This window comes from Streptomyces sp. NBC_01244, from assembly GCF_035987325.1.
Taxonomy (GTDB): Bacteria; Actinomycetota; Actinomycetes; order Streptomycetales; family Streptomycetaceae; genus Streptomyces.
This window is the reverse complement of record NZ_CP108488.1, coordinates 5,745,014-5,767,254: the sequence shown is the minus strand read 5'-3', so window position 1 is coordinate 5,767,254 and position 22,241 is coordinate 5,745,014. Positions and strand designations below refer to the sequence as shown.

22 protein-coding genes are annotated in these 22,241 nt (G+C 72.9%); 6 read left to right on the top strand and 16 right to left on the bottom strand.

What is annotated here, in order from left to right; all coding sequences use genetic code 11:
- Positions 1–90 precede the first annotated feature (90 nt).
- The gene (gene groL / locus OG247_RS26175) at positions 91–1,722 is read right to left on the bottom strand and encodes a chaperonin GroEL (RefSeq protein ID WP_327254515.1); all 1,632 of its coding nucleotides are present in this window, start codon (positions 1,720–1,722) and stop codon (positions 91–93) included.
- A gap of 136 nt (positions 1,723–1,858) precedes the next feature.
- Positions 1,859–2,167, bottom strand: a complete 309-nt coding sequence (gene groES / locus OG247_RS26170; RefSeq protein WP_008739621.1) for a co-chaperone GroES — start codon at positions 2,165–2,167, stop codon at positions 1,859–1,861.
- Between the two features lie 652 nt (positions 2,168–2,819).
- Between groES and OG247_RS26165 the strand changes: the two genes are divergently transcribed.
- The 4 genes from OG247_RS26165 to OG247_RS26150 are packed head-to-tail and all read left to right on the top strand — an operon-like array spanning position 2,820 to position 7,694.
- Positions 2,820–3,512: a response regulator transcription factor gene (locus OG247_RS26165; protein ID WP_327254514.1), complete on the top strand. Its 693-nt coding sequence runs from the start codon at positions 2,820–2,822 to the stop codon at positions 3,510–3,512.
- Positions 3,505–4,917: a sensor histidine kinase gene (locus tag OG247_RS26160; protein WP_327254513.1), complete on the top strand. Its 1,413-nt coding sequence runs from the start codon at positions 3,505–3,507 to the stop codon at positions 4,915–4,917. Before OG247_RS26165 ends, OG247_RS26160 begins: the two co-directional genes overlap by 8 nt.
- Before the next feature lie 57 nt (positions 4,918–4,974).
- A complete protein-coding gene (locus OG247_RS26155; protein WP_327254512.1) occupies positions 4,975–6,282 on the top strand; it encodes an LCP family protein in 1,308 nt (435 codons plus the stop codon).
- Positions 6,270–7,694, top strand: a complete 1,425-nt coding sequence (locus OG247_RS26150) for an FtsW/RodA/SpoVE family cell cycle protein (RefSeq protein WP_327254511.1) — start codon at positions 6,270–6,272, stop codon at positions 7,692–7,694. Before OG247_RS26155 ends, OG247_RS26150 begins: the two co-directional genes overlap by 13 nt.
- Positions 7,695–7,696: 2 nt before the next feature.
- Here OG247_RS26150 and OG247_RS26145 read toward each other — a convergent pair whose 3' ends face one another.
- Positions 7,697–8,581 (bottom strand): polysaccharide deacetylase family protein, encoded by an 885-nt coding sequence (locus tag OG247_RS26145; protein WP_327254510.1) that lies wholly within the window; start codon positions 8,579–8,581, stop codon positions 7,697–7,699.
- On the bottom strand, positions 8,578–9,543 hold the full coding sequence (locus OG247_RS26140; protein ID WP_442813404.1) for a polysaccharide deacetylase family protein: 966 nt from the start codon (positions 9,541–9,543) through the stop codon (positions 8,578–8,580). Before OG247_RS26140 ends, OG247_RS26145 begins: the two co-directional genes overlap by 4 nt.
- Positions 9,544–9,643: 100 nt before the next feature.
- On the opposite strand from OG247_RS26140, the gene OG247_RS26135 reads away from it, so the two are divergent.
- A complete protein-coding gene (locus tag OG247_RS26135) occupies positions 9,644–10,822 on the top strand; it encodes a class I SAM-dependent methyltransferase (RefSeq protein ID WP_442813403.1) in 1,179 nt (392 codons plus the stop codon).
- Here the strand turns inward: OG247_RS26135 and OG247_RS26130 are convergent.
- From OG247_RS26130 to tsaB, 5 genes are all read right to left on the bottom strand, one after another.
- Positions 10,802–11,464 (bottom strand): hypothetical protein, encoded by a 663-nt coding sequence (locus OG247_RS26130; RefSeq protein WP_327254507.1) that lies wholly within the window; start codon positions 11,462–11,464, stop codon positions 10,802–10,804. The two genes, OG247_RS26135 and OG247_RS26130, sit on opposite strands and share 21 nt — an antisense overlap.
- Positions 11,465–11,531: 67 nt before the next feature.
- Positions 11,532–11,813 carry a hypothetical protein gene (locus OG247_RS26125; protein ID WP_327254506.1) on the bottom strand — a complete coding sequence of 94 codons (282 nt, stop codon included), beginning with the start codon at positions 11,811–11,813 and terminating at the stop codon, positions 11,532–11,534.
- Positions 11,810–12,967, bottom strand: a complete 1,158-nt coding sequence (gene tsaD, locus OG247_RS26120; RefSeq protein WP_327254505.1) for a tRNA (adenosine(37)-N6)-threonylcarbamoyltransferase complex transferase subunit TsaD — start codon at positions 12,965–12,967, stop codon at positions 11,810–11,812. Before tsaD ends, OG247_RS26125 begins: the two co-directional genes overlap by 4 nt.
- Complete coding sequence (gene rimI / locus OG247_RS26115; RefSeq protein ID WP_327257622.1) at positions 12,960–13,487, bottom strand: ribosomal protein S18-alanine N-acetyltransferase; 528 nt, start codon at positions 13,485–13,487, stop codon at positions 12,960–12,962. Before rimI ends, tsaD begins: the two co-directional genes overlap by 8 nt.
- A 38-nt stretch (positions 13,488–13,525) precedes the next feature.
- On the bottom strand, positions 13,526–14,188 hold the full coding sequence (tsaB, locus tag OG247_RS26110; RefSeq protein WP_327254504.1) for a tRNA (adenosine(37)-N6)-threonylcarbamoyltransferase complex dimerization subunit type 1 TsaB: 663 nt from the start codon (positions 14,186–14,188) through the stop codon (positions 13,526–13,528).
- Between the two features lie 146 nt (positions 14,189–14,334).
- Here tsaB and OG247_RS26105 point away from each other — a divergent pair, with 146 nt between their 5' ends.
- Positions 14,335–14,892: a hypothetical protein gene (locus OG247_RS26105; protein WP_327254503.1), complete on the top strand. Its 558-nt coding sequence runs from the start codon at positions 14,335–14,337 to the stop codon at positions 14,890–14,892.
- Between the two features lie 121 nt (positions 14,893–15,013).
- On the opposite strand, the gene OG247_RS26100 is transcribed toward OG247_RS26105, so the two are convergent.
- The 7 genes from OG247_RS26100 to glmS all read right to left on the bottom strand — a co-directional run bounded on the left by OG247_RS26100 (position 15,014) and on the right by glmS (position 22,164).
- Positions 15,014–15,205, bottom strand: coding sequence for a hypothetical protein (locus OG247_RS26100; protein WP_327254502.1), 192 nt, complete (start codon positions 15,203–15,205; stop codon positions 15,014–15,016).
- Positions 15,206–15,355: 150 nt separating this feature from the next.
- On the bottom strand, positions 15,356–15,877 hold the full coding sequence (tsaE, locus tag OG247_RS26095; RefSeq protein WP_327254501.1) for a tRNA (adenosine(37)-N6)-threonylcarbamoyltransferase complex ATPase subunit type 1 TsaE: 522 nt from the start codon (positions 15,875–15,877) through the stop codon (positions 15,356–15,358).
- Positions 15,861–17,006 (bottom strand): alpha/beta fold hydrolase, encoded by a 1,146-nt coding sequence (locus tag OG247_RS26090; protein WP_327254500.1) that lies wholly within the window; start codon positions 17,004–17,006, stop codon positions 15,861–15,863. The genes tsaE and OG247_RS26090 overlap by 17 nt, the downstream gene beginning before the upstream one ends.
- 14 nt (positions 17,007–17,020) lie before the next feature.
- Entirely contained in the window at positions 17,021–18,157 is a 1,137-nt protein-coding gene (gene alr, locus OG247_RS26085) for an alanine racemase (protein ID WP_327254499.1), read from the bottom strand.
- Positions 18,158–18,442: 285 nt separating this feature from the next.
- Positions 18,443–19,840, bottom strand: coding sequence for an NAD(P)H-hydrate dehydratase (locus tag OG247_RS26080; RefSeq protein WP_327254498.1), 1,398 nt, complete (start codon positions 19,838–19,840; stop codon positions 18,443–18,445).
- Between the two features lie 26 nt (positions 19,841–19,866).
- Positions 19,867–20,235: a holo-ACP synthase gene (locus OG247_RS26075; protein WP_327254497.1), complete on the bottom strand. Its 369-nt coding sequence runs from the start codon at positions 20,233–20,235 to the stop codon at positions 19,867–19,869.
- Positions 20,236–20,313: 78 nt separating this feature from the next.
- Positions 20,314–22,164 carry a glutamine--fructose-6-phosphate transaminase (isomerizing) gene (gene glmS, locus OG247_RS26070; protein ID WP_327254496.1) on the bottom strand — a complete coding sequence of 617 codons (1,851 nt, stop codon included), beginning with the start codon at positions 22,162–22,164 and terminating at the stop codon, positions 20,314–20,316.
- Positions 22,165–22,241 lie beyond the last annotated feature (77 nt).

Sequence of the window (22,241 nt, the reverse complement as noted above, 5' to 3'; positions counted from 1 at the left end):
GGAAAAGCCCCGGTCACCACCGCTTGGCAGCGGTGACCGGGGCTTTCCGTGCTTACTCGCCGTGCTTACTCGCCGTGCTTACCGACGAGGTCAGTGGCTGTGGCCGTGGCCACCGTGGCCGTGACCGGCGTCGCCCTCGTCGTCGGCCGGCTTCTCGACGACCAGGGTCTCGGTCGTGAGCAGCAGCGACGCGATGGAAGCGGCGTTCTCCAGCGCGGAGCGGGTGACCTTGACCGGGTCGATGACGCCGGCCTTGACCAGGTCGCCGTACTCGCCGGTGGCGGCGTTGAAGCCCTGGCCCTTCTCGAGCTCGGCGACCTTCGCGGTGATGACGTAGCCCTCGAGGCCGGCGTTCTCCGCGATCCAGCGCAGCGGCTCGACGGCGGCGCGGCGCACGACCGCGACACCGGTGGCCTCGTCGCCCGACAGGCCCAGGTTGCCTTCCAGCACCTTCACGGCGTGGACGAGAGCGGAGCCACCGCCGGAGACGATGCCCTCCTCGACCGCGGCGCGGGTCGCCGAGATGGCGTCCTCGAGACGGTGCTTCTTCTCCTTGAGCTCCACCTCGGTGGCGGCGCCGACCTTGATGACGCAGACGCCGCCGGCGAGCTTCGCCAGGCGCTCCTGCAGCTTCTCGCGGTCCCAGTCCGAGTCGGTGGACTCGATCTCGGCCTTGATCTGGTTGACGCGGCCGAGGACCTCGTCGGAAGAGCCGCCACCGTCGACGATGGTGGTGCTGTCCTTGGAGATCGTGACGCGGCGGGCGGAGCCCAGTACGTCCAGACCGGCCTGGTCGAGCTTGAGGCCGACCTCTTCGGCGATGACGGTGGCACCGGTGAGGGTGGCCATGTCCTGGAGCATCGCCTTGCGGCGGTCACCGAAGCCGGGCGCCTTGACGGCGACGGCGTTGAAGGTGCCACGGATCTTGTTGACGACGAGGGTGGAGAGCGCCTCGCCCTCGACGTCCTCGGCGATGATCAGGAGCGGCTTGGAGGCGCCGGCCTGGATGACCTTCTCGAGCAGCGGCAGGAGGTCCTGGATGGAGGAGATCTTGCCCTGGTTGATCAGGATGTACGGGTCATCGAGGATGGCCTCCATACGCTCCTGGTCGGAGACCATGTACGGGGACAGGTAGCCCTTGTCGAAGGCCATGCCCTCGGTGAACTCGAGCTCCAGGCCGAAGGCGTTGGACTCCTCGACGGTGATGACACCGTCCTTGCCGACCTTGTCCATCGCCTCGGCGATGAGGTCACCGACCTGCTGGTCCTGCGCGGAGAGCGCGGCCACGGCGGCGATGTCGGACTTGTCCTCGATCGGGCGGGCGGTCGCGAGGAGCTCCTCGGACACGGCCTTGACCGCGGCGTCGATGCCCTTCTTCAGGGCGGCCGGGGAAGCACCCGCGGCCACGTTGCGCAGACCCTCGCGGACCAGCGCCTGCGCCAGGACGGTGGCGGTGGTGGTGCCGTCACCCGCGACGTCGTTGGTCTTGGTCGCGACCTCCTTGACGAGCTGCGCGCCAAGGTTCTCGTACGGGTCGTCGAGCTCGACCTCACGGGCGATGGTGACGCCGTCGTTCGTGATGGTCGGAGCGCCGAACTTCTTGTCGATGACGACGTTGCGGCCCTTGGGGCCGATCGTCACCTTGACGGTGTCGGCGAGCTTGTTGACGCCACGCTCAAGGGCGCGACGGGCGTCCTCGTCAAACTTGAGAATCTTCGGCATGGGAGCGGTTCAGCCCTCTCGTTGCTATCCCCGGCCGCTCACCGCGACCGCCTGTCTAGAACGAACTACGCCCCTCGCCGCCCGGCATCAGCAGGGGTGACCAGGGGCGTAGCTCAAAGCAAAACTGGAGAAGTGATTACTTCTCGACGATCGCGAGCACGTCGCGGGCCGAGAGGACGAGGTACTCCTCGCCGTTGTACTTCACTTCGGTGCCGCCGTACTTGGAGTACAGGACGACGTCGCCGACGGTGACGTCCAGCGGGAGACGCTGGCCGTCCTCGAAGCGACCCGGACCCACGGCGAGGACGACGCCCTCCTGGGGCTTCTCCTTCGCGGTGTCCGGGATGACCAGGCCAGAGGCCGTGGTCTGCTCGGCGTCGAGCGGCTGGACCACAATGCGGTCCTCGAGCGGCTTGATGGCAACCTTGGAGCTGGTGGTCGTCACGATCTGACCTTCCGCTTCGGAGATCCGGGGTTAATTGTCTGAGGTGGCGACCAGGTCGATCCGTCGTCGCGGGTGCCGGATCCGCCTGTCGCCGTGTTGGCACTCACCAGGGGCGAGTGCCAGACGCGAGACTATTCCGGGGATTAGCACTCGGTCAAGCGGAGTGCCAATACGCGCCGCTGGTTTCGCAGCCTTGGCCGCCTGTGCGGGGCCGTTTCCCGGCTTCTCGGGGCACCCCCGAGCCCCCGAATCCCGCGGCGCCGTTGCCGGGGACCAGTCCCCGGCCCCCTGCGCCTCAAACGCCGGCGGGGCTGGATTTTCGCCGCCACGTGCAGGTGGATCCGACTCCGCCAGGGTGTGCTCTTGCAGCCGTCCGGCGTTTGAGGACCGGGGTCTGGGGCGGAGCCCCAGCGCGGGTCCGGGCAGCGCCCGGGGAACGGTGGAAGGGCGGGTAGGGGACCTTGCCCCGCGGGGCCCGGCCACCCGCACCCGCCCACCGGGCCCGAGCCGGGACGTCGGTGGCGGCAGCCCCGCCCGGCCACCGCCGGACGGAGTCCGGCGCAGCGGGGCGAAGCCCGGGAGGCCCGCCAGGGCCGAGCGCCGCGAGCTCCGCGCCAAAAAGGTGTGGTGCCCGGTATGTGAGGCTTGGGGCATGCGGATCCTGGTCGTCGAAGACGAAGTCAGCCTCGCCGATTCACTGCGGCGCGGCCTCTCCGCCGACGGCCACTGGGTGGATCTCGCCCACGACGGCCACCACGGGCTGGACCTGGCCCTCACCGGAGGCCCGTACGACGTGGTCCTCCTCGACCTGATGCTCCCCGGCCTCTCGGGGTACGAGATATGCACCCGGATGCGTTCGCACGCAGTCGCCACCCCCGTGCTGATGCTGACCGCCAAGGACGGCGAGTACGACGAGGCCGAGGGTCTGGACTCGGGCGCGGACGACTACCTGACGAAGCCGTTCTCCTTCGTCGTCCTCGCCGCCCGCCTCCGCGCCCTCACCCGCCGCGCCGCCGCCGCGGGCGACGCCGCGCGGACCGGCGTCCTGCAGGCCGGCGACCTCGTCCTCGATCCCCGCGGCCGCCGCTGCCGCCGCGGCACGCGCGAGATCGAGCTGACCGCACGCGAGCTCGGCGTCCTGGGCTGCCTGATGGAGCAGCCCGGCCGGGCCGTCGCCAAGCAGGACATCCTCGACGAGGTCTGGGACACCCCGCACGGCATCGACCCGAACATCGTCGAGGTCTACGTCTCCTCGCTCCGCCGGAAGATCGACGCCCCCTTCGGCCGCCGCTCGATCCTCACGGTGCACGGCACCGGCTACCGGATGGCCCCCGACGGTGGCTGAACCCCGGCCACCGCACCGGCCCCGGCCCCGCCGCCTCGGCAGCCTCCGTGCCCGCGCCGCCGCGGCCGCCGCCCTCGCGATGGCCGCCGTCCTGGCCGCCGGCGGGCTGTGGCTCTACACCCTGCTGCGCGCCAACTTCATCGAGAACGCCACCGGCCGCACCGAGCTCGCCGCGCGCAAGGTGGCCGGCCAGTACGACACCGGGAGCCTTCCGGCCCGCGGCCGGCTGCCCGCGCCCGAGGGCGGGGTCGACCTGGTCCTCGTACGGAACGCGGCCGGTGCGGTCGTGGCCACCAGCGGGGACCTGAAGGACACCCCGGAGCTCACGGAGCTGAGCCCCGCGCCCGGCCGGGACGTGCGGTCGGCCGTCCTGCCGCCCGCGCGCCCCGGCGCACAGCGGCGCGTGGTGGTCGCCGTGGACGCGCCCGGCCCGCCGGGGGCGCACGACCCGCACACCGTCTACGCCGCGACCGTGCTCGGCGACGTGGACGACGCCAACCGGGCCGTCGCGCTCGGCCTGCTGGCCGGCGCGCCCCCGCTGATCGTCTTCTCGGCGGCCCTGGCCTGGTGGGTGACGGGCCACGCGCTGCGCCCGGTCACCGCGATCCGCACCGGGCTGGCCGCGGTCACCGGAAGCGAGCTGGACCGGCGGGTCCCGGACCCGGGCGGCGCCGACGAGATCGCGCAGCTGGCCCGGACGGTCAACGACACGCTCGACCGGCTGGAGCGCAGCGACGCGCGGCAGCGGCAGTTCACCGCCGACGCCTCGCACGAGCTGCGCAACCCCCTCGCGGCCGTCCGGGCCCGGCTGGAGGTGGCGTTGCGGGACCCCGACCGGGAGTCGGTGGCGGCCGCGCTGGCCGATACCGAGCGGCTGCAGGCGATCGCGGCCGATCTGCTCCTGCTGGCCCGCCTCGACGGCGGGCCCGCGCCGCGCACCGAGCCGGTGGACCTCGCGCTGCTGGCCGCCGAGGACGCGGCGCGGCGCCCCGGGCCCCGGGTTCCGCTACGGCTGGACGCGGGGGCTCCCGTACCGGCCGCCGGGGATCCGGCGCGGCTGGAGCGGGCGCTGGCCAACCTGGTGGACAACGCCCTGCGGTACGCCCGTACCGGGGTCGTGGTCCGGGCCGCGGCCGAGGACGGCTGGGCGCTGCTGGAGGTCACGGACGACGGGCCGGGCATCCCGGAGGCGGACCGGGACCGGGTCTTCGAGCGGTTCGTACGCCTGGACGCGGACCGGGGCCGGGCCGGCGGGGGCACCGGCCTGGGGCTGGCCATCGCCCGGGAGATCGCCCGGGCGCACGGCGGTGAGGTCCGCGCGCTCCCGGCGCCCGCCGGAGGCGCCCGGCTGGTGCTGCGCGTGCCCGCGCCGGCCGCGTCCGGCTCCGCCAGCACCCGCCCCTGAAGGCGCCTTCAGGACCCTCAGGGTTCCTTCAGCACCGGTACCCCAGCATCGACAGGCATGAGCGCCCACCGCAGGAAGCCCCGTGAACCGAAGCCCCCGGTGCCCGCGTCCCGCAGCCGCCGGCTCACCCGCAGCCGCCGGCTCACCCGTGGCCGCCGGCTCACCCGCACCCTGCTGGCGTCCGGCTGCGCCCTGGTGGTGCTCGCGGGGGCGACCGCCTGGTACCTGTACGACGACCTCGCCTCCAGCATCGGCAGCTCCAAGGCCCTGGAGGGCGCCGAGAAGTCCAAGTACGGCGATGCGAACATCCTGCTGATGGGCCTGGACAGCCGCCGGGACCAGAACGGCGAGGACCTCCCCCCGGCGGTCCTGGACAAGCTGCACGCGGGTGCGAGCTCCGACGTCGGCGGCTACAACACCAACACCCTGATCCTGTTGCACGTCCCCGGCGACGGCAGCAGGGCCAAGGCCTTCTCGGTGCCGCGCGACGACTTCGTCGAGCTGCGCGGCGTGCCCGGTTTCACCGGCAAGGCCAAGATCAAGGAGGCTTACGGGCGGGCGAAGGCCAAGGTGGAGGAGCAGCTCGCGGCCAAGGGGGTCAAGGACCCTCGGCAGCTGGAGCGCGAGGGGCGCGAGGCGGGCCGCAAGGCGGAGCTGGAGACGGTGCGCACCTTCCTGGGCGTGCCGATCGACCACTTCGCCGAGCTGAACCTGGCCGGCTTCTACCACCTCGCGGACGCGCTGGGCGGCGTACCGGTGTGTCTGAACAAGCCGGTGAAGGACCGGTACTCGGGAGCCGACTTCCCGGCCGGGCGGCAGACGCTCGACGGGCAGCAGTCGCTGGCCTTCGTACGGCAGCGGCACGGTCTGACCATGGGCGACCTGGACCGGACGAAGCGGCAGCAGGCGTTCCTGGCGGGGGCCACCCACCAGCTGAACCAGGCCGGGACCTTCACCGATCCGGTGAAGCTGATCAAGCTGATCGACGCGGCGAAGCAGGACGTCGTCACCGATCAGGGGTGGGACCTGCTGTCGTTCGCGAAGCAGGCGAAGAACCTGTCCGGAGGCAACGTGGAGTTTGTGACCCTTCCCATCGAGCGCTTCGGGAGGAACCACGACGCCGAGATAAACGTCGTAGATGATATGAAGATAAAGCGGTTCATAGCCGAGCGGATCGGGCCCGGGGCCACTGCGAGCCCGAGCGCGCCTGGCGCCGCCCCCTCCTCACCGGGCACACCGCCCGCGCCGCAGGGCTCCGCCGCAGGCTCCCCCCGGAGCTCCGCGCCGGCCCCCGCGCCCGCACCGTCCCGGAGCGGCGGCGCGGCCGCCGCCATCGACGGCGGCGGCGTCCCGTGCGTGGACTGAAACCCCTGACCACGGCGGGCGCGCGCCGCCGCACGGAAGCACTGCTGCTCGTCCTCGTCCTCGCCGTGACCATTTCCGGCCACATCAGCGCCGGCCTCGCGATGAACGACGAGCTGCCGTCCGGTCTCACCGGCTTCGTGGTCAGCATGACGCTGCTCGCACTGGTGGGTCACCTGGCCGTGCGCCGGTTCGCGGCGTACGCGGATCCGCTGGTCTTCCCACTGGCCCTGCTGCTGACCGGGCTGGGGCTGGTGCTGCTGCACCGCCTCGACCAGGGGTACCTCGACCGGTACAACTCCCCGGCGGTGGCGCCCGGCCAGCTGATGTGGACGGTGATCGGCGTCGCGGCCTGCATCGCGGTGCTGGGGCTGCTGCGCGACCACCGGCTGCTGCAGCGGTTCATCTACATCACGATGGTCATCGCGCTGGTGGCGCTGATCGCGCCCGCCTTCTTCGGCGCGGACACCTACGGGGCGAAGCGCTGGATCATCATCGGCGGGCTCTCGCTCCAGCCCGGCGAGTTCGTGAAGATCATGATCGCGGTCTTCTTCGCGGGCTACCTGGTGATCCACCGGGACGCGCTGGCCCTGTCGGGCCGCAAGTTCCTGGGCATGCGGCTGCCGCCGATGCGCCAGCTCGGCCCCCTCATCACGGTGTGGATCATCTCGCTGATGGTGCTGGTCTTCGAGCGCGACCTCGGCACCTCTCTGATCTTCTTCGGCGTGTTCGTGGTCATGCTCTACGTGGCCACGGAACGCACCGGCTGGATCGTCGTCGGCCTGGTCCTCGCCTCGGCGGGCGCCTTCGTGGTGGGCATGACGGAACCACACGTCAAGGCCCGCGTGGCCGCCTGGCTGAACCCGCTGTCGTACTACTGGAAGGACCGGCCGCCGGGCGTCATCTCGGACCAGTCGGCGCAGGCGCTGTTCAGCTTCGGCACGGGCGGCATCTCCGGCACGGGCCTCGGCATGGGCCATCCCGAACTGATCAAGTTCGCGGGCCGCAGCGACTTCATCCTGACGACGGTGGGCGAGGAGCTCGGCCTGGCCGGGGTCATGGCCGTCCTGATCCTCTACGCGCTCCTCGTGCAGCGCGGGCTGCGGATGGCGCTGGGCGCCCGCGACCCCTTCGGCAAGCTGCTGGCGGTGGGCCTCTCGTCGGCCCTCGCGCTCCAGGTCTTCGTGGTGGCGGGCGGCGTCACGGGGCTGATCCCGCTGACGGGCAAGGCGCTGCCCTTCCTGGCCGCGGGCGGCTCGTCCCTCCTGGCCAACTGGATCATGATCGCCCTGTTGCTGCGCATCTCCGACAGCACCGAAAGACAACGCGAGGCGGACGCCCGGGGCCCGGCGGAAACGACGATCACTCCGCAGGTCACCGGGCCCGAACCCCATCCGGCCCCGTCCTACCGGTAGTCCTATAGGTAGTCCTCCAGGCGGCCGATCCGGTAGCCCTGCTCCTGTATCCGCCGGAGCATCCGGGTCGTCATCTCGGTCTCCGTGGTGCCCTTCAGCTCGGAGGGGCCGCGGAAGTGGGCCAGGATGATGTCACCCGGTTTGAGGGCGGAGCCCTCGGCGTACTGGAAGTTGTTGATCTGCATCGACACGCGCCACAGGAGGAGCCGGGATATCCCGCACTCGTGCGCGGCCCTGAGGGTGTCGTCGTTGTGATTGCCGTACGGCGGGCGGAAGAGCGCCGGCCGCTTGCCGAAGCGCGTCTCCAGGCGGTCCTGCTGCCCGCATATCTCCTTCTTCTGTGCCTCGAAGGACAGGGTCCGGAGATTCGGGTGCGTCAGGGTGTGGTTGTTTATCGTGCTGCCGGAGCCGTTGTCGCGGAGCTTTTCGAAGTGGCCGTAGTCCGACGAGGCGATGTTGTCCGTCAGGAACATGCTGATCGGCAGTTTCAGATCGGCGGCCATCGTGAGGAACTCGGGGTTCTTCTCGGCGCCGTCGTCGAACGTCAGGAAGACGACCTTGTCGTCCGCCGGGACGGGTATTCGGTCGATGACCTGGACCCGCCCCGCCTTGGCCGGCGCGATCCGGGGTTTGACGGCCGGCTTGGGCGCGTACTGGAGGGGGCCGCTGAGGCCCCACTTCTTGTACGCCTCGTCCGCCGCGGCCACCGGTCCCCGGCCCGCGGCGGAGGGGGAGGCCGCCCCCGAGGGCGACGGAGTCGCTCTGGCCTCCGTGGTCTTGCGCCCCAGTCGTTCGATGGGGTCCACGCTGTCCCCGCACCCCGTCAGGGACAGCGCGAGCGCGCCGGCCGTCAGCGTTCCGGCTACGAACCGGCGCGCGTACTTCACAAGTAATCCTCCAGGCGGGCCACGGCGTAACCCTTGTCCGTGACGGTCTTCATGACGTGACGGATCATGTCAGTCATGCTGCCCTTCCAGTCTTCCTTGCCCCGGAAGTGCGTGAGGATGATGTCCCCGGGGTGCAGGTCCTTGTCCCACTCCCGCCAGTCCATCCGGTTGGGGAAGGCCTCCTCGTTCCACAGCGGAACGGCCTTGATCCCGCAGGACTTGGCCGCGCGCAGCGTGTCCTCGTTGTAGTTCCCGTACGGCGGCCGGAAGAGCGTCGGCCGCTTGCCGAACGTCTTCTCGATCGTGTCCTGCTGTCCGCAGATCTCCTGGCGCTGCTTCTCGTAGGAGAGTGCGGGCATGTAGCGGTGGTTGAGCGTGTGGTTGTTCAGCGTGACGCCCGCCGCCTGCATCTCCTTGAAGTACGGGTAGTTGTCCCGGACCAGGTAGTCGCTCAGGAAGGCGGTGTACGGGAGCTTCAGTTCCTGCATCATCTTCAGGAACTCGGGGTCCTTCTCGGCCCCGTCGTCGATCGTCAGGAAGACGACCTTCTCCTCCGTGGGGACCGTGGTGAAGACCGGGGGCAGCTCGTCCTGGCCCTCGACCTCGAAGCCGTCGCGGGTGCTGATCTCCGGCTTCTCCTTGGGCGCCTGCGGAGCGACGAGCGGCGGCTTGGCCAGCCCCCACTTCTTCGCGGCCACGACCCTCACCTGCTGAAGGGCCTTCAGCTTCTCGGCGTAGGTGCCGAGCGCTCCGGCCGCTCCGGCCTGCTCGCCGGCGGCGCCCGCGGCGGCCTTCGCCTTGGCGGCCTTGTCCGGCGTATCGGACCCGCCGGCTCCGCAGCCCGTGCCGAGTGCGGCGACGAGCAGTGCGGCCATCGCGGCCGTACCCAACCGGCCGCGCGCGACTGCCGCGATCCGGTGACCGTGTTGCGTCTTATCTTCCGTTTGTCGGACTAGCTGCATAGTTGGGCATCTTTACACCAGCCACGCACGCACCCCGGCCGACACCGCGAGGCGGATCCGACCTTCCTCCGAGTGGCCCACCGTGGCCGACAATGGACCCGTGACCCCCGAAGACTTCGCCGCGCTCCTCGCCCCCGAGGGCCACGCCCTCCTCGACTCGCTCCGGGACTACGACCCCGCCCGGGAGCTCGCCGTCGCCACCCGGCTGCGCCGCGAACACCCCGCCGCCCTGGTCTCCGCCGCCCTCGGACAGGCCCGGCTGCGGCAGCGCGCGGTGGCGAAGTTCGGGGCCGAGGACGCCCACCGGATGTACTTCACCCCCGGCGGCGGAGAGATGGCCACCCGCGCCTCGGTGGCCTCGTACCGCGCCGAGCGGCTCGCCGCCCTGGGCGTACGGAGCCTCGCGGACCTCTGCTGCGGGATCGGCGGCGACGCCCTCGCCCTGGCCCGGCTCGGCATCCGCGTCCTGGCGGTGGACCACGATCCGCTGACCGTCGCCGTCGCGCGCGCCAATGCCGCGGCCCTGGGACTGGCGGACCTGATCGAGGTCCGGGAGGCCGACGTGACGGAGGTCGACACCGCCGGCTACGACGCCGTCTTCATCGACCCGGCCCGCCGGGGCGGACGCGGCCGCATCTTCGACCCGGAGTCCTACTCCCCTCCGCTGTCCTGGGCGATCGCCACCGCCCGGGCCGCGAAGGTCGCCGCCATCAAGATCGCCCCCGGGATCCCGCACGAGGCGGTGCCCGCCGAGGCCCAGGCCGAGTGGATCTCCGACCAGGGGGACGTGAAGGAGGCCGTGCTGTGGTTCGGGACGGCCCCGGGCGAGATCCGGGCCACCCTGCTGCCCGGTCCGCGCGCGCTGGCGACCGCCGATCCGCTGCCCGACCCCGAGGCCGGTCCCGTCGGCCGCTACCTCTACGAGCCCGACGGCGCCGTGATCCGCGCCCACCTCGTCGCCGAGGTCGCCGAGCAGCTGGGCGGGCGGCTGATCGACCCGACCATCGCGTACATCACCGCCGACGAGCTGCGCGAGACCCCGTACGCGACCTCGTACGAGATCACCGACGTGCTGCCGTTCGGGCTGAAGAAGCTCAAGGCGCTGCTGCGCGAGCGCGGGGTCGGCATCCTCACGGTGAAGAAGCGCGGCTCCGCGATCGAGCCCGAGGAGCTGCGCAGGAAGGTGAAGCCGCAGGGGCCGAACTCCGCCACGGTGTTCCTGACCCGGGTCGCCGGGGCCCCCTCGATGCTGATCGGCTCACCGACCGCCCGCCCCTGACGGCCCGCCGGTCCCCCGGAGCCCTCTCCCGAAGGCGCGCAGCGCCCACCGGTAGTGCGCGCCCGCCTTGCCGAGGCCCAGCAGGGCGGTGATCCACAGGATCATGCCGAGGCCCATGGTGTAGGCGACCTCGCCGTAGGTGTCGGCGCCGGGCCGGGCCGTCGCGGCCGACGCGAAGGTCACCCAGAGCCCGAGCCCGCCCAGGGCGAAGGAGGCCAGCAGCCAGATCAGGCTGCGTCCGGGCGCGCGTACGGCGGCGTCCACGGGCGGGTCCCGGTCCAGCTCCGCCCAGGCGCACAGCAGCCGGCGCACCTGCCGGTCCCGCTTGGCGCCCCAGGCGAACCAGAACCCGGCCGGTATCAGCACGCCCACGCCGAGCACGGCGAAGGTGAGGCCGAAGAGGTACGCGAGCGGCTCGTGCGTCTCGATGGCCATCAGCGCCATGCCGACGAAGGTCCAGCCCAGGGCGAAGACCGCCGAGACCGACCAGAGGAGCACGAGCCGGCCGAAGCCCAGACTGCGCCGCCCGAGCTCCCCCAGGAAACGGGCACGGTCGGCCCGTACGGCCCGTACGGCGTGCTCGTCGAACCAGGCGCGCAGGTGCGGCGGAGGGGGCGGCGGCGGCAGGTCACGGCGGGGCATGCACATGACCATATCCGCACGCCACGGGTCCGGGCGTGCGTCGCGGCGGCGGCCGCCCGGCTGAGGCTCAGCTTCCGCCGGGCTCCGCCACCTCCACCGATTCGAAGCGCCAGCGGTGGACCGCCCGCGTGATCAAATCGGCTGCGGGCTCCGGCAGTTCGGGCAGTTCGGCGCCGATCCCCTCGGGACTCCGCCACCAGGTGATGACGAGCACCCGGTCCTGCGGGGCGCTGAACACCTCGCGCCGCACCGGGTCTTGGGCCAAGACCTGCGAACGGGCCCACTCCAGCAGCTCGTTGGCCCGTCCGGGCACGGAGCGGGCCTCCCACATCAGCGCGATGGTGCTCACGAGTACAGGTTGTCCTTGCTCAGCTCGTGCACGTGGTCGTGGTCGTGCGCATGACCGTGCCCGTGACCGTGGCCGTGCCCGTCGCCGTCCCCGTGGGAATGGCCGTGGGAATGGCCGGGAACATGCGGGTCGGTGACCGGAAGCGAGGAGTCCGCCGACAGGTCCCAGTCCGAGGGGGCCCTGTTCCGCTTGACCATCTCCGCGCCCAGCGCCGCCACCATCGCGCCGTTGTCCGTGCACAGCCCCGGCCGCGGCACCCGCAGGATGATCCCCGCGGCGTCGCACCGCTCCTGGGCCAGCGAGCGCAGCCGGGAGTTGGCCGCGACCCCGCCGCCGATCATCAGGTGGTCGACGCCCTCGTCCTTGCACGCGCGGATCGCCTTGCGCGTCAGTACGTCCACCACGGCTTCCTGGAAGGAGGCCGCCACATCGCGCACCGGCACGTCCTCGCCCGCCTTGCGCTTCGCCTCGATCCAGCGGGCGACCGAGGTCTTGAGCCCGGAGAAGGAGAAGTCGTACGGGGCGTCGCGCGGCCCCGTCAGCCCGCGCGGGAAGGCGATCGCCTTCGGGTCCCCCTCGCGTGCGAGCCGGTCGATGACCGGACCGCCGGGGAAGCCCAGCTGCAGGACGCGCGCGATCTTGTCGAAGGCCTCGCCCGCCGCGTCGTCGATGGTCGCGCCGAGCGGCCGTACGTCGGAGGTGATGTCGGGGGCCAGCAGCAGCGAGGAGTGCCCGCCGGAGACCAGCAGCGCCATCGTCGGCTCGGGCAGCGGCCCGTGCTCCAGCTGGTCGACGCAGATGTGCGAGGCCAAGTGGTTCACCCCGTACAGCGGCTTGCCCAGCGCGTACGCGTAGGCCTTCGCGGCGGAGACGCCCACCAGCAGGGCCCCCGCGAGGCCGGGGCCGGCGGTGACGGCGATGCCGTCGAGGTCGCGGGCGCTGACCCCGGCCTCCTTCAGGGCGCGCTCGATGGTGGGGACCATCGCCTCCAGGTGCGCGCGGGAGGCCACCTCGGGCACGACCCCGCCGAAGCGGGCGTGCTCGTCGACGCTCGACGCGATGGCGTCCGCGAGCAGCGTGGTGCCGCGGACGACGCCGACGCCGGTCTCGTCGCAGGAGGTCTCGATGCCGAGGACGAGCGGTTCGTCAGCCATGGGTCGTCTCACCTTGCAGGGGTACGGAGTCGGAGTCGGGGAGTGCGGAGTCGGGGTCCGCGGGGGCCGTGGGGTCCGCGGGGTCGGTAAGTCGGCGCATCACGAGGGCGTCCACGTTGCCGGGCTGGTAGTAGCCGCGCCGGAAGCCGATCGGCTCGAAACCGAAGCGGGCGTAGAGCTTCTGGGCCCGGACGTTGTCGACCCGCACCTCCAGCAGCACCTCGGCGCATTCGAAGGCGGTCGCGGCGCGCAGCAGCTCGGTCAGCAGCCGGGCGCCGAGCCCGGTGCCCCACTGGTCGCGGGCCGCGGCGATGGTCTGTACGTCGGCCAGGTCCCCGGCGGCGGCCAGCCCGGCGTAGCCGACGAGCCGGCCGGCCTCCTCCGCCACGACGTAGCGGCGGGTGGCGCCGGGGCCGCGGGCGTGGGCCAGCTCGGACCAGAACATCCCGGCGGACCAGGCGTCCTCGGGGAACAGCTCGTGCTCCAGCTCCAGCACGGGCCCGATGTCCCACCAGCGCATCTCGCGCAGGACGACGGCCGGGGTGGCTGAGGTGGCTGTCACTGCGGGGTGACCACCTTGTAGTTCTTGGGCACCTCGGCGTCGGGCCGGCGCAGGTAGAGCGGCGTCGGGGGCAGGAAGGCCTCCCCCGCCGCCAGTCTTTCCGCGGCCAGCGCGGCCAGCGCGGCGGCGCTCTGGTGCTCCGGGGCCCGCGCGTCGGTGAAGACCTCCGGGTAGAGGTGCGCGCCCTGGCCGACGGCGGGCAGTCCGGCGACGCGCTCGGCGATGTCGGCCGGCCGGTCCACCGCGGGCTCGCCGGCCCGGGTGCGGGGGTCCTCGTAGCGCGCCCAGTAGACCTCCTTGCGCCGGGCGTCGGTGGCCACGGTGAAGGGGCCCTCGATCCCGGCCGCGCCGGCCGCGTAGGCCAGCCCGTCGAGGGTGCACAGTCCGTGGACGGGCACGCCGAGGACGGAGGCGAAGGTGGACGCGGTCACGAGGCCGACGCGCAGTCCCGTGTAGGGGCCGGGGCCGACCCCGACGACGATGCCGGTGACGGCTTCGAGCGTGACCCCCGCCTCGGCGAGGACCTTGTCGACGGCGGGCAGCAGGAGCTCCCCGTGGCGGCGGGCGTCGACCTGGTTCGACTCGGCGAGGACGGACTCGCCGTCGTGCAGGGCGACGGTGACGGCGGGCGTGGCGGTATCTACAGCGAGCAAGAGCACGCGAACAGCCTACGACTCCGGGGCCCCCGGCCCTTGCGGCCGGTCTGCGGGCACCCCTGCTGCTACCTTCGGACCAGGTGTCGGGGTGTGATCGTCCGCCTGGCATCCGACTGGCATCGACTGACCATGCGGAGAGGTGGAGCAAGGTGGCACGCAGCAGCTCGGGAATCGTGGCCGGGCTCACCGTCACGGCGCTCGCCGTCGTCGGTTTCCTCGGCTACCAGGCCTCCGCCTCCGCTCCCGCGCTCCCGCCGAAGGCCGCCGCGCAGAGCCCGGTGCCCGCTCCGAGCGACTCCGGGCCCGCCAAGACGGACCCGGCGAAGCCCGTGGCCCTCCCGGCCGGCTCCGGCACCGGGGTCCGCGTCGTGTACTCCCTGAGTGCCAAGCGCGTGTGGCTGGTGGGACCCACCGGCGAGCCCAAGTCCTTCGCGGTGGTGCCGAGCACGGTGCACCCGGCGCCCGGCCGTTACACGGTGGGCGGCCGTACGGGCGCGGTGACCGGCTCGGACGGGGTGCCGATCGAGCACGTCGTCCGGTTCGCGAGTCCGCAGGGGGTCACGGTCGGCTTCAGCGCCCGCGTGGACAACACCCTCCCGGCGCCCGATCCGGCCAAGAAGACCGGCGGTGTCCGCATGCTGCGCGCGGACGGGAACACGATGTGGGCCTTCGCGACGATCGGCTCGAAGGTCGTCGTCGTTCCCTGACGTCGTCGCCCCCCTGACCCGGCCGCGCGGCCGGGTCGGCCCACCCTGTCGGCCCACCCGGTAGCGACACGCGGAATTCACTCGTACGGGGACTGCGTCGTCAGGCGGTCGGTCCCCCGTTTCAGGCCGCTTCGGACTCCGGGGCGGCCTGTTCGCCGTCTTCCACCCCATCCCCTGCGGGATCGGGATCCGGTGCGGCGTGCTCGCGCGCGGGCGGTGTCGACACGGCGCTGGCGGCGGCGCCCGCGGCGAGCAGCGCCCCCATGGACACGGCGGACGGGCGGGGGACGCCCGATGCTCCTGTTGCCGACATGGCTGCCTCCTGGCCGGGGCCAGCCCGTACTTAGGTACGCCTAACCAGCCCTCTGTACCATGTGACCACGGGCCCCGCCGCCCGCGCAATATCTTCCCGACGACTTGTCGGAACGTTTCTCGACGCGCCCGCGCCGCGAAGGCGCCGCGCCTACTCCGACAGGACGCCCGCGAGGCTCTCCAGACCCGCCCCGGCCGACCAGCGGGTGCCGATCCCGCGGACCATCACCTCGCGCACGTCGTCCAGGACCTCCTCGTGGCCCACCGCCCGGCGGATCACCACGTGCAGCCGGTCGTCGGACAGCTCCTCGACCTTGCCGTCGCCCCACTCCACGACGACGACGGACTCGGGCAGCGAGACGTCGAGGTCCAGGTCCTCCATCTCGTCCAGCCCGCCGCCCAGCCGGTACGCGTCCACGTGCACCAGCGCCGGACCGCCGGTCAGCGAGGGATGGACCCGGGCGATCACGAAGGTCGGCGAGGTCACGGCCCCGCGCACGCCCAGACCCTCGCCGAGGCCGCGGGTCAGGGTGGTCTTCCCGGCGCCGAGCTCCCCGGTCAGTAGGACGAGGTCGCCGGGGCGCAGCAGCCCGGCGATCCGGCGCCCGAGGTCCTGCATGGCGTCGGGCGAGCCGACGGTGACGTGCGTTTCCGTGTCAGGTACTTCTTCCATGCCCGCCAACGTTAGCGGCTGCGGACACCGTCCCGGTGCGCGCGAGCAGCTCGGTGAGCAGCCGGGTCACGGTGTCCGGGTGCTCCAGCATCATCAGGTGCCCGGCGGTCTCCAGGACGACCAGCTCGGCGGAGGGCAGCACTTCCTTGATGGCCCGGCTGTGGTCGGGCGGGGTGACCATGTCGCGGTCCCCGGCGATGACGGTGACGGGGATGTCCGCGAACCGCTGGAGGGCGGCCGTCTTGTCGTGCGCCTGGAAGGCCGGGTAGAACTCGGCGACCACGTCGATGGGCGTGGCCTCGATGAGCCGCTCGGCGAAGCGGGCGACGCCCGGATCGACGTCGCGCGAGGCGAAGGAGTACATCTTGACCATCCCGGCGAACAGGTCGGCGGTGGCCCGGCGGCCCTTCTCCACCAGTTCCACCTGGGAACCGAGCGCCTTGAGCACCCCGGGCAGCAGGCGCCGTACCGTGCTGAAGCCCAGGGAGGGCAGCCCGTACGTGACCTCGTCCAGCCGGCCGCTGGAGGTGCCGACCAGGGCCACGCCGGCCACGCGGTCCCGGATCAGGTCGGGGAACTCCTGGGCCAGCCCCATGATGGTCATCCCGCCCATCGAGTGACCGACCAGGATCAGCGGGCCTTCGGGAGCGGCGGCGTCGATGACGGCCTGCAGGTCGCGGCCGAGCTGTTCGAAGGTGACCGGCTCGCCGTCGGCCTGGGCCAGGCCGCGCGCACTGCGGCCGTGGCTGCGCTGGTCCCAGTACACGGCGCGGACCACGCCGCGCAGGGCGGCGCGCTGGAAGTGCCAGGAGTCCTGGGCGAGGCAGTAGCCGTGGCAGAACACCACGGTCGGCCGGAGCGGGGCCTTGCGGCGCAGCCGGCGCCGCTTGCCCTCCTCGGGCAGCTCGTCGACCTCGTAGTACAGCGCGGTGCCGTCCTCGGCCCGCGCGGTGCCGGGGGCTCCGCGCAGGGATCCGTAGTCCCCGGTCGCGTCGAGGGCGAGGCGCGCCTTCATGCGCATGCCCCGGCCGACGGTGATCCGTTCGACCGCGACCCCGGCCGCCGCTCCGGCGGCTATCACGCCGATGGCGGCGCCCGCCCAGCCCGCCTTGCGCCAGTTCTCGCTCACGCCGCCGTCCTCACTCAGCCGCCGTGGTACACGCGGGGGACCCGGCCCCCGATACGGGTGACGATCTCATAGGCGATCGTGTGCGCCGCTCGAGCCCAGTCCTCGGCGGTGGGTTCACCGCGCTCGGCGTCCCCGAAGATGACGGCCTCGTCGCCTGCGCGGGCGTGTCCCCCGTCCAGGTCGACCACGAACTGGTCCATGGCCACGCGCCCGGCGACGGTGCGGATGCGGCCGCCGACGAGCACCGGGCCGAGCCCGGACGCCTGGCGGGGGACGCCGTCGGCGTAGCCCGCGGGGATCAGCGCGAGGGTGGTCTCCCGCTCGGTGACGTAGTGGTGCCCGTAGCTGACGCCGTGCCCGGCCGGCACGGTCTTGACCAGCGCGACCGTGGCCTTGAGGGTCATCGCGGGCCGCAGGCCGAGCTGGGCGGGGGTGCCGAGCTCGGGCGCGGGCGAGACCCCGTAGACGGCCAGGCCGCAGCGGACGAGGTCGAAGTGGGATTCGGGGAGGGTGAGCGTGGCCGGCGAGTTGGCGATGTGCCGGACCTCGGGCTCGATGCCCTCCTTCTCCGCGTACGCGAGCATGTCGCGGAAGGCGGTCAGCTGGAGCTGGATGGAGGGGTGTCCGGGCTCGTCGGCGCAGGCGAAGTGCGACCAGACGCCGGTGACGCGGACGGTCCCCTCGGACTGGGCGGCGACGGCCGCGGTCACCAGGGCCTCCCAGTCGGCGGGCTGGCAGCCGTTGCGGCCCAGGCCCGTGTCGGCCTTGAGCTGGATCCTGGCCGTCGTTCCGGCGGCGCGGGCGGCCGCCCGTACCTCGTCGAGGGCCCACATCGCGCTGACGGCCACGTCGATACCGGCCTCGACGGCCTCCCGCCAGGGTCCGCCGGGCGTCCACAGCCAGCACAGGACGGGTCCTTCGATCCCGGCGGCGCGCAGCGCGAGGGCCTCGTCGGGCGTGGCGGTCCCCAGCCAGCTCGCGCCGGCCTCCTGGGCGGCCCGGGCACAGGCCACGGCCCCGTGCCCGTAGGCGTCCGCCTTGACGACGGCCATCAGGGCGGAGCGGGGCGCCCGCTCGCGCAGGGCCCGTACGTTGGCCCGGACGGCGTCAAGATCGATCTCGGCGTACACGCGCGCGGCTGTCTCGTTCATCCCCCACAGTCTCTCAGAGCCCCGCCCACCGGGCCGAACAGGCAGGGCCACGCCCGCGCGCGGGCCGAATCCAGCCCTGCCGGCGTTTGAGGCGCGGGGGTCCGGGGGCGGCGCCCCGGCAACGGCGCCGCACGCTCGCGCACGGCCCGCGCAACTGCGCCGGAGCACACGGCCCGCAGGTCCGGGCCGGCGGCCGGCGGCCGGCAAATCCAGCCCCGCCGGCGTTTGAGGCGCAGGGGTCCGGGGGCGGCGCCCCCGGCAACGGCGCCGCACGCCCGCCCACGCCTAGCCGCGAGCTACCTCCCGCCACGCCCGCGGCAGGGCTTCGGCCACCTGGTGGGCCAGGAGGGGGCCGCCCGTGAGGCGGGCCGCCAGGCCGTGGAGGTACGCCGCCACCGACCCGGCGTCCAGGGCCGGCAGGCCGGCCGCCAGCAGGGACCCGGCCAGCCCGGACAGCACGTCCCCGCTCCCGGCGGTGGCCAGCCACGGGGTCCCGGTCGGGTTCACCCGGACGGGGCCGGGCCCGGCCGGGGCGATCAGGGTCGTCGACCCCTTCAGCAGCGCCACCGCCCCGTACCGCTGCGCGAGCCCCCGCACGGCCTCCAGCCGGCCCGCCTCGACGCTCTCCCGCGCGAGCCCCAGCAGCGCCGCCGCCTCCCCCGCGTGCGGGGTCAGCAGGGTCGGGGCCGCCCGGGCCCGCAGCTCCCCGGGGTCCAGCCCGCGCAGCCCGTCCGCGTCCACCAGCACCGGCACCGGCTGCGACAGCGCCTCCCGCACCTCCGGGCCGCCCTCGTCGCCCAGCCCGGGCCCGACCACCCACGCCTGGACCCGGCCGGTTCCGATCAGCGTCTCCGGGTACCGGGCCAGTACGGCGTCCGCCACCGCCGGCGGCCCCACGTAGCGCACCGCGCCCGCGCCGCCCCGCAGCGCCCCCGCCACCGCGAGCACCGCCGCCCCCGGATAGCGCGCGGACCCGGCGACGATCCCGAGCACGCCGCGCCGGTACTTGTCGCTCGACGCCGTCGGCGCGGGCAGCAGCCCGGCCACGTCGGCGTGCTGCAGGGCCTCCATCTCAGGGGTCTCGAAAGCCAGCCCGATGTCCACCAGGTGCAGCGCCCCCGCCCGCGAGGCCCCCGGGTCGACGAGCAGCCCCTGCTTGTACGCCCCGAAGGTCACCGTCACGTCCGCCGTCACGGCCGCTCCGGCCACCTCCCCGGTGTCCGCGTCCACCCCGCTGGGCAGGTCCACCGCGACCACCACCGCGCCCGCCGGGATCCGCTCCACCAGCGCGGCCGCGGCCGGCCGCAGTGCTCCCCGGCCGCCGATGCCGACCAGCCCGTCGAGCACCAGGTCGGCCCGCTCGGGCACGGCCGCGTCGAGGCGCCCGCCGGCGGCCCGCAGCGCGGCCAGTCCGCCCGCGTGCACCCGGTCCGGATCCATCGCAACGGCCGTCACCCCGGCCCCGCGCCGGGCCAGCTTCGCGCCCGCGTAGAGGGTGTCGCCGCCGTTGTCCCCCGGGCCGACCAGCAGCACCACGCGGGACCCGTAGACGCGGGGCAGCAACCGGACGCAGACGGCGGCCAGTCCGGCCGCCGCCCGCCGCATCAGGGTGCCTTCGGGCAGCCGGGCCATCAGCTCGCGCTCGGCGGCCCGTACGGTCTCCACGCTGTAAGCAGTACGCATGGCACCAGCCTGCCCGACGACAGGCCCTACCCCTCGGCGATGACCACGGCGGAGGCGATGCCCGCGTCGTGGCTGAGGGAGATGTGCCAGGACTTCACGCCCAGCGCCAGCGCCCGCGCCTCCACCGTGCCCGACACGCGCAGGCGCGGCTGCCCGGTCTCCTCGACGTACACCTCGGCGTCGGTCCACAGCAGCCCGCCGGGCGCGCCGAGCGCCTTGGCGAGCGCCTCCTTGGCGGCGAACCGGGCGGCGAGCGAGGCGGTCCCGCGCCGCTCGCCGCCCGGCAGGGTCAGTTCCGCGTCGCGGAACAGCCGCCCGGCCAGGCCCGGCGTGCGCTCCAGCGCCGCGCCGAACCGCTCGATCTCCGCCACGTCGATTCCGACGCCGATAATCACAACAACAGCTCCAACTGGGCCACTACTCCACGGTCACCACGGTGCTCGATCGCCGGCGGCCCGCTCCGTTCGCTGCGCTCACTCCACAGTCACCGACTTGGCGAGGTTACGCGGCTGGTCCACCTCGTTGCCGCGCGCCGTCGCCAGTTCGCACGCGAACACCTGCAGCGGCACGGTGGCCACGAGCGGCTGGAGCAGCGTCGGGGTGGCCGGGATGCGGATGAGGTGGTCGGCGTACGGGACCACCGCCTCGTCCCCCTCCTCGGCGATCACGATGGTCCGCGCCCCGCGCGCCCGGATCTCCTGGATGTTGGACACGATCTTGTCGTGCAGCACCGAGCGCCCGCGCGGCGACGGTACGACGACCACGACCGGCAGGTCCTTCTCGATCAGCGCGATCGGCCCGTGCTTGAGCTCGCCCGCCGCGAAGCCCTCGGCGTGCATGTACGCCAGCTCCTTGAGCTTGAGCGCACCCTCCAGCGCCACCGGGTAGCCGACGTGCCGCCCCAGGAACAGCACGGTGTTCTTGTCGGCGAGCGACCGCGCCAGTTCCCGTACCGGTTCCATGGTCTCCAGTACGGTGTCCACCGCCGCGGCGATGTCCGACAACTCCCTGATCACGGACCGGATCTCGTCGCCCCACTTCGTGCCCCGGACCTGCCCGAGGTAGAGGGCGACCAGGTAGCAGGCCACGAGCTGCGTCAGGAACGCCTTGGTCGAGGCGACGGCCACCTCGGGTCCGGCGTGCGTGTACAGCACGGCGTCCGACTCGCGCGGGATCGTCGAGCCGTTCGTGTTGCAGACGGCCAGCACCTTGGCGCCCTGCTCCCGCGCGTGGCGCAGCGCCATCAGGGTGTCCATCGTCTCGCCGGACTGCGAGATCGCGATCACCAGCGTCCGCTGGTCCAGGATCGGGTCGCGGTAGCGGAACTCGCTGGCCAGCTCCGTCTCGCAGGGGATGCGGGTCCAGTGCTCGATGGCCAGCTTCGCGATCATGCCCGCGTGGTAGGCCGTACCGCACGCCACGATCACGACCTTGTCGACCTCGCGCAGCACCGAGTCGGGGATGCGCACCTCGTCGAGGGTCAGCAGGCCGTTCGCGTCGATCCGGCCCAGCAGGGTGTCGGCGACGGCCTTCGGCTGCTCGGCGATCTCCTTGAGCATGAAGTAGTCGTAGCCCCCCTTCTCGGCCGCCGAGGCGTCCCAGTCCACGTGGTACGCCCGCACGCTCGCGGCCGTACCGTCGAAGTTGGTCACCGTGACCCCGTCGCGGCGGAGCTCGACGACCTGGTCCTGCCCCAGCTCGATCGCGGACCGGGTGTGCGCGATGAAGGCGGCCACGTCCGAGGCGAGGAAGTTCTCGCCCTCGCCGACGCCCACCACGAGCGGGGAGTTGCGGCGCGCGCCGACCACCACGTCCGGCTGGTCGGCGTGCACGGCGACCAGGGTGAAGGCCCCGTCGAGGCGCCGGCACACCTGTCGCATCGCCTCCGCGAGGTCTCCGCCCGCGCCCTCGAACCGCTCGGCCAGCAGGTGCGCCACGACCTCGGTGTCCGTCTCGGACTCCAGCCGGTGGCCGCGCTCGGCGAGCTCGGCCCGCAGCGCGGCGAAGTTCTCGATGATCCCGTTGTGCACGACGGCCACGCGCCCCGAATTGTCGAGGTGCGGGTGGGCGTTGACGTCGGTGGGCCCCCCATGGGTGGCCCACCGGGTGTGTCCGAGCCCGGTGGAACCGGCCGGCAGTGGGTGCCCGACCAGCTCCTTCTCCAGATTGACCAGCTTGCCGGCCTTCTTGACGGCGGCGAGTTCCCCGTCGGCGAGCACGGCGACACCCGCCGAGTCGTAGCCGCGGTACTCCAGCCGCTTGAGTCCGGCAATGACCACATCGAGCGCCGACTGCGCTCCCACGTAACCCACGATTCCGCACATAAGCCGCAGGGTACGCCGTAGTTGGCTCCGCGCCCGGTACCTGAACCGGACGAAAAAACCGCCCCGGCGAATGCGCC

What these genes read in the sequence shown, in the direction of transcription:
- groL (WP_327254515.1), bottom strand. Translation starts at nt 1,722, where the DNA reads ATGCCGAAGATTCTCAAGTTTGACGAGGACGCCCGTCGCGCCCTTGAG.
- OG247_RS26165 (WP_327254514.1), top strand. Translation starts at nt 2,820, where the DNA reads ATGCGGATCCTGGTCGTCGAAGACGAAGTCAGCCTCGCCGATTCACTG.
- OG247_RS26155 (WP_327254512.1), top strand. Translation starts at nt 4,975, where the DNA reads ATGAGCGCCCACCGCAGGAAGCCCCGTGAACCGAAGCCCCCGGTGCCC.
- OG247_RS26140 (WP_442813404.1), bottom strand. Translation starts at nt 9,543, where the DNA reads ATGCAGCTAGTCCGACAAACGGAAGATAAGACGCAACACGGTCACCGG.
- OG247_RS26130 (WP_327254507.1), bottom strand. Translation starts at nt 11,464, where the DNA reads ATGCCCCGCCGTGACCTGCCGCCGCCGCCCCCTCCGCCGCACCTGCGC.
- tsaD (WP_327254505.1), bottom strand. Translation starts at nt 12,967, where the DNA reads ATGGCTGACGAACCGCTCGTCCTCGGCATCGAGACCTCCTGCGACGAG.
- rimI (WP_327257622.1), bottom strand. Translation starts at nt 13,487, where the DNA reads ATGCGCTGGTGGGACATCGGGCCCGTGCTGGAGCTGGAGCACGAGCTG.
- OG247_RS26100 (WP_327254502.1), bottom strand. Translation starts at nt 15,205, where the DNA reads ATGTCGGCAACAGGAGCATCGGGCGTCCCCCGCCCGTCCGCCGTGTCC.
- tsaE (WP_327254501.1), bottom strand. Translation starts at nt 15,877, where the DNA reads ATGGAAGAAGTACCTGACACGGAAACGCACGTCACCGTCGGCTCGCCC.
- alr (WP_327254499.1), bottom strand. Translation starts at nt 18,157, where the DNA reads ATGAACGAGACAGCCGCGCGCGTGTACGCCGAGATCGATCTTGACGCC.
- OG247_RS26080 (WP_327254498.1), bottom strand. Translation starts at nt 19,840, where the DNA reads ATGCGTACTGCTTACAGCGTGGAGACCGTACGGGCCGCCGAGCGCGAG.
- glmS (WP_327254496.1), bottom strand. Translation starts at nt 22,164, where the DNA reads ATGTGCGGAATCGTGGGTTACGTGGGAGCGCAGTCGGCGCTCGATGTG.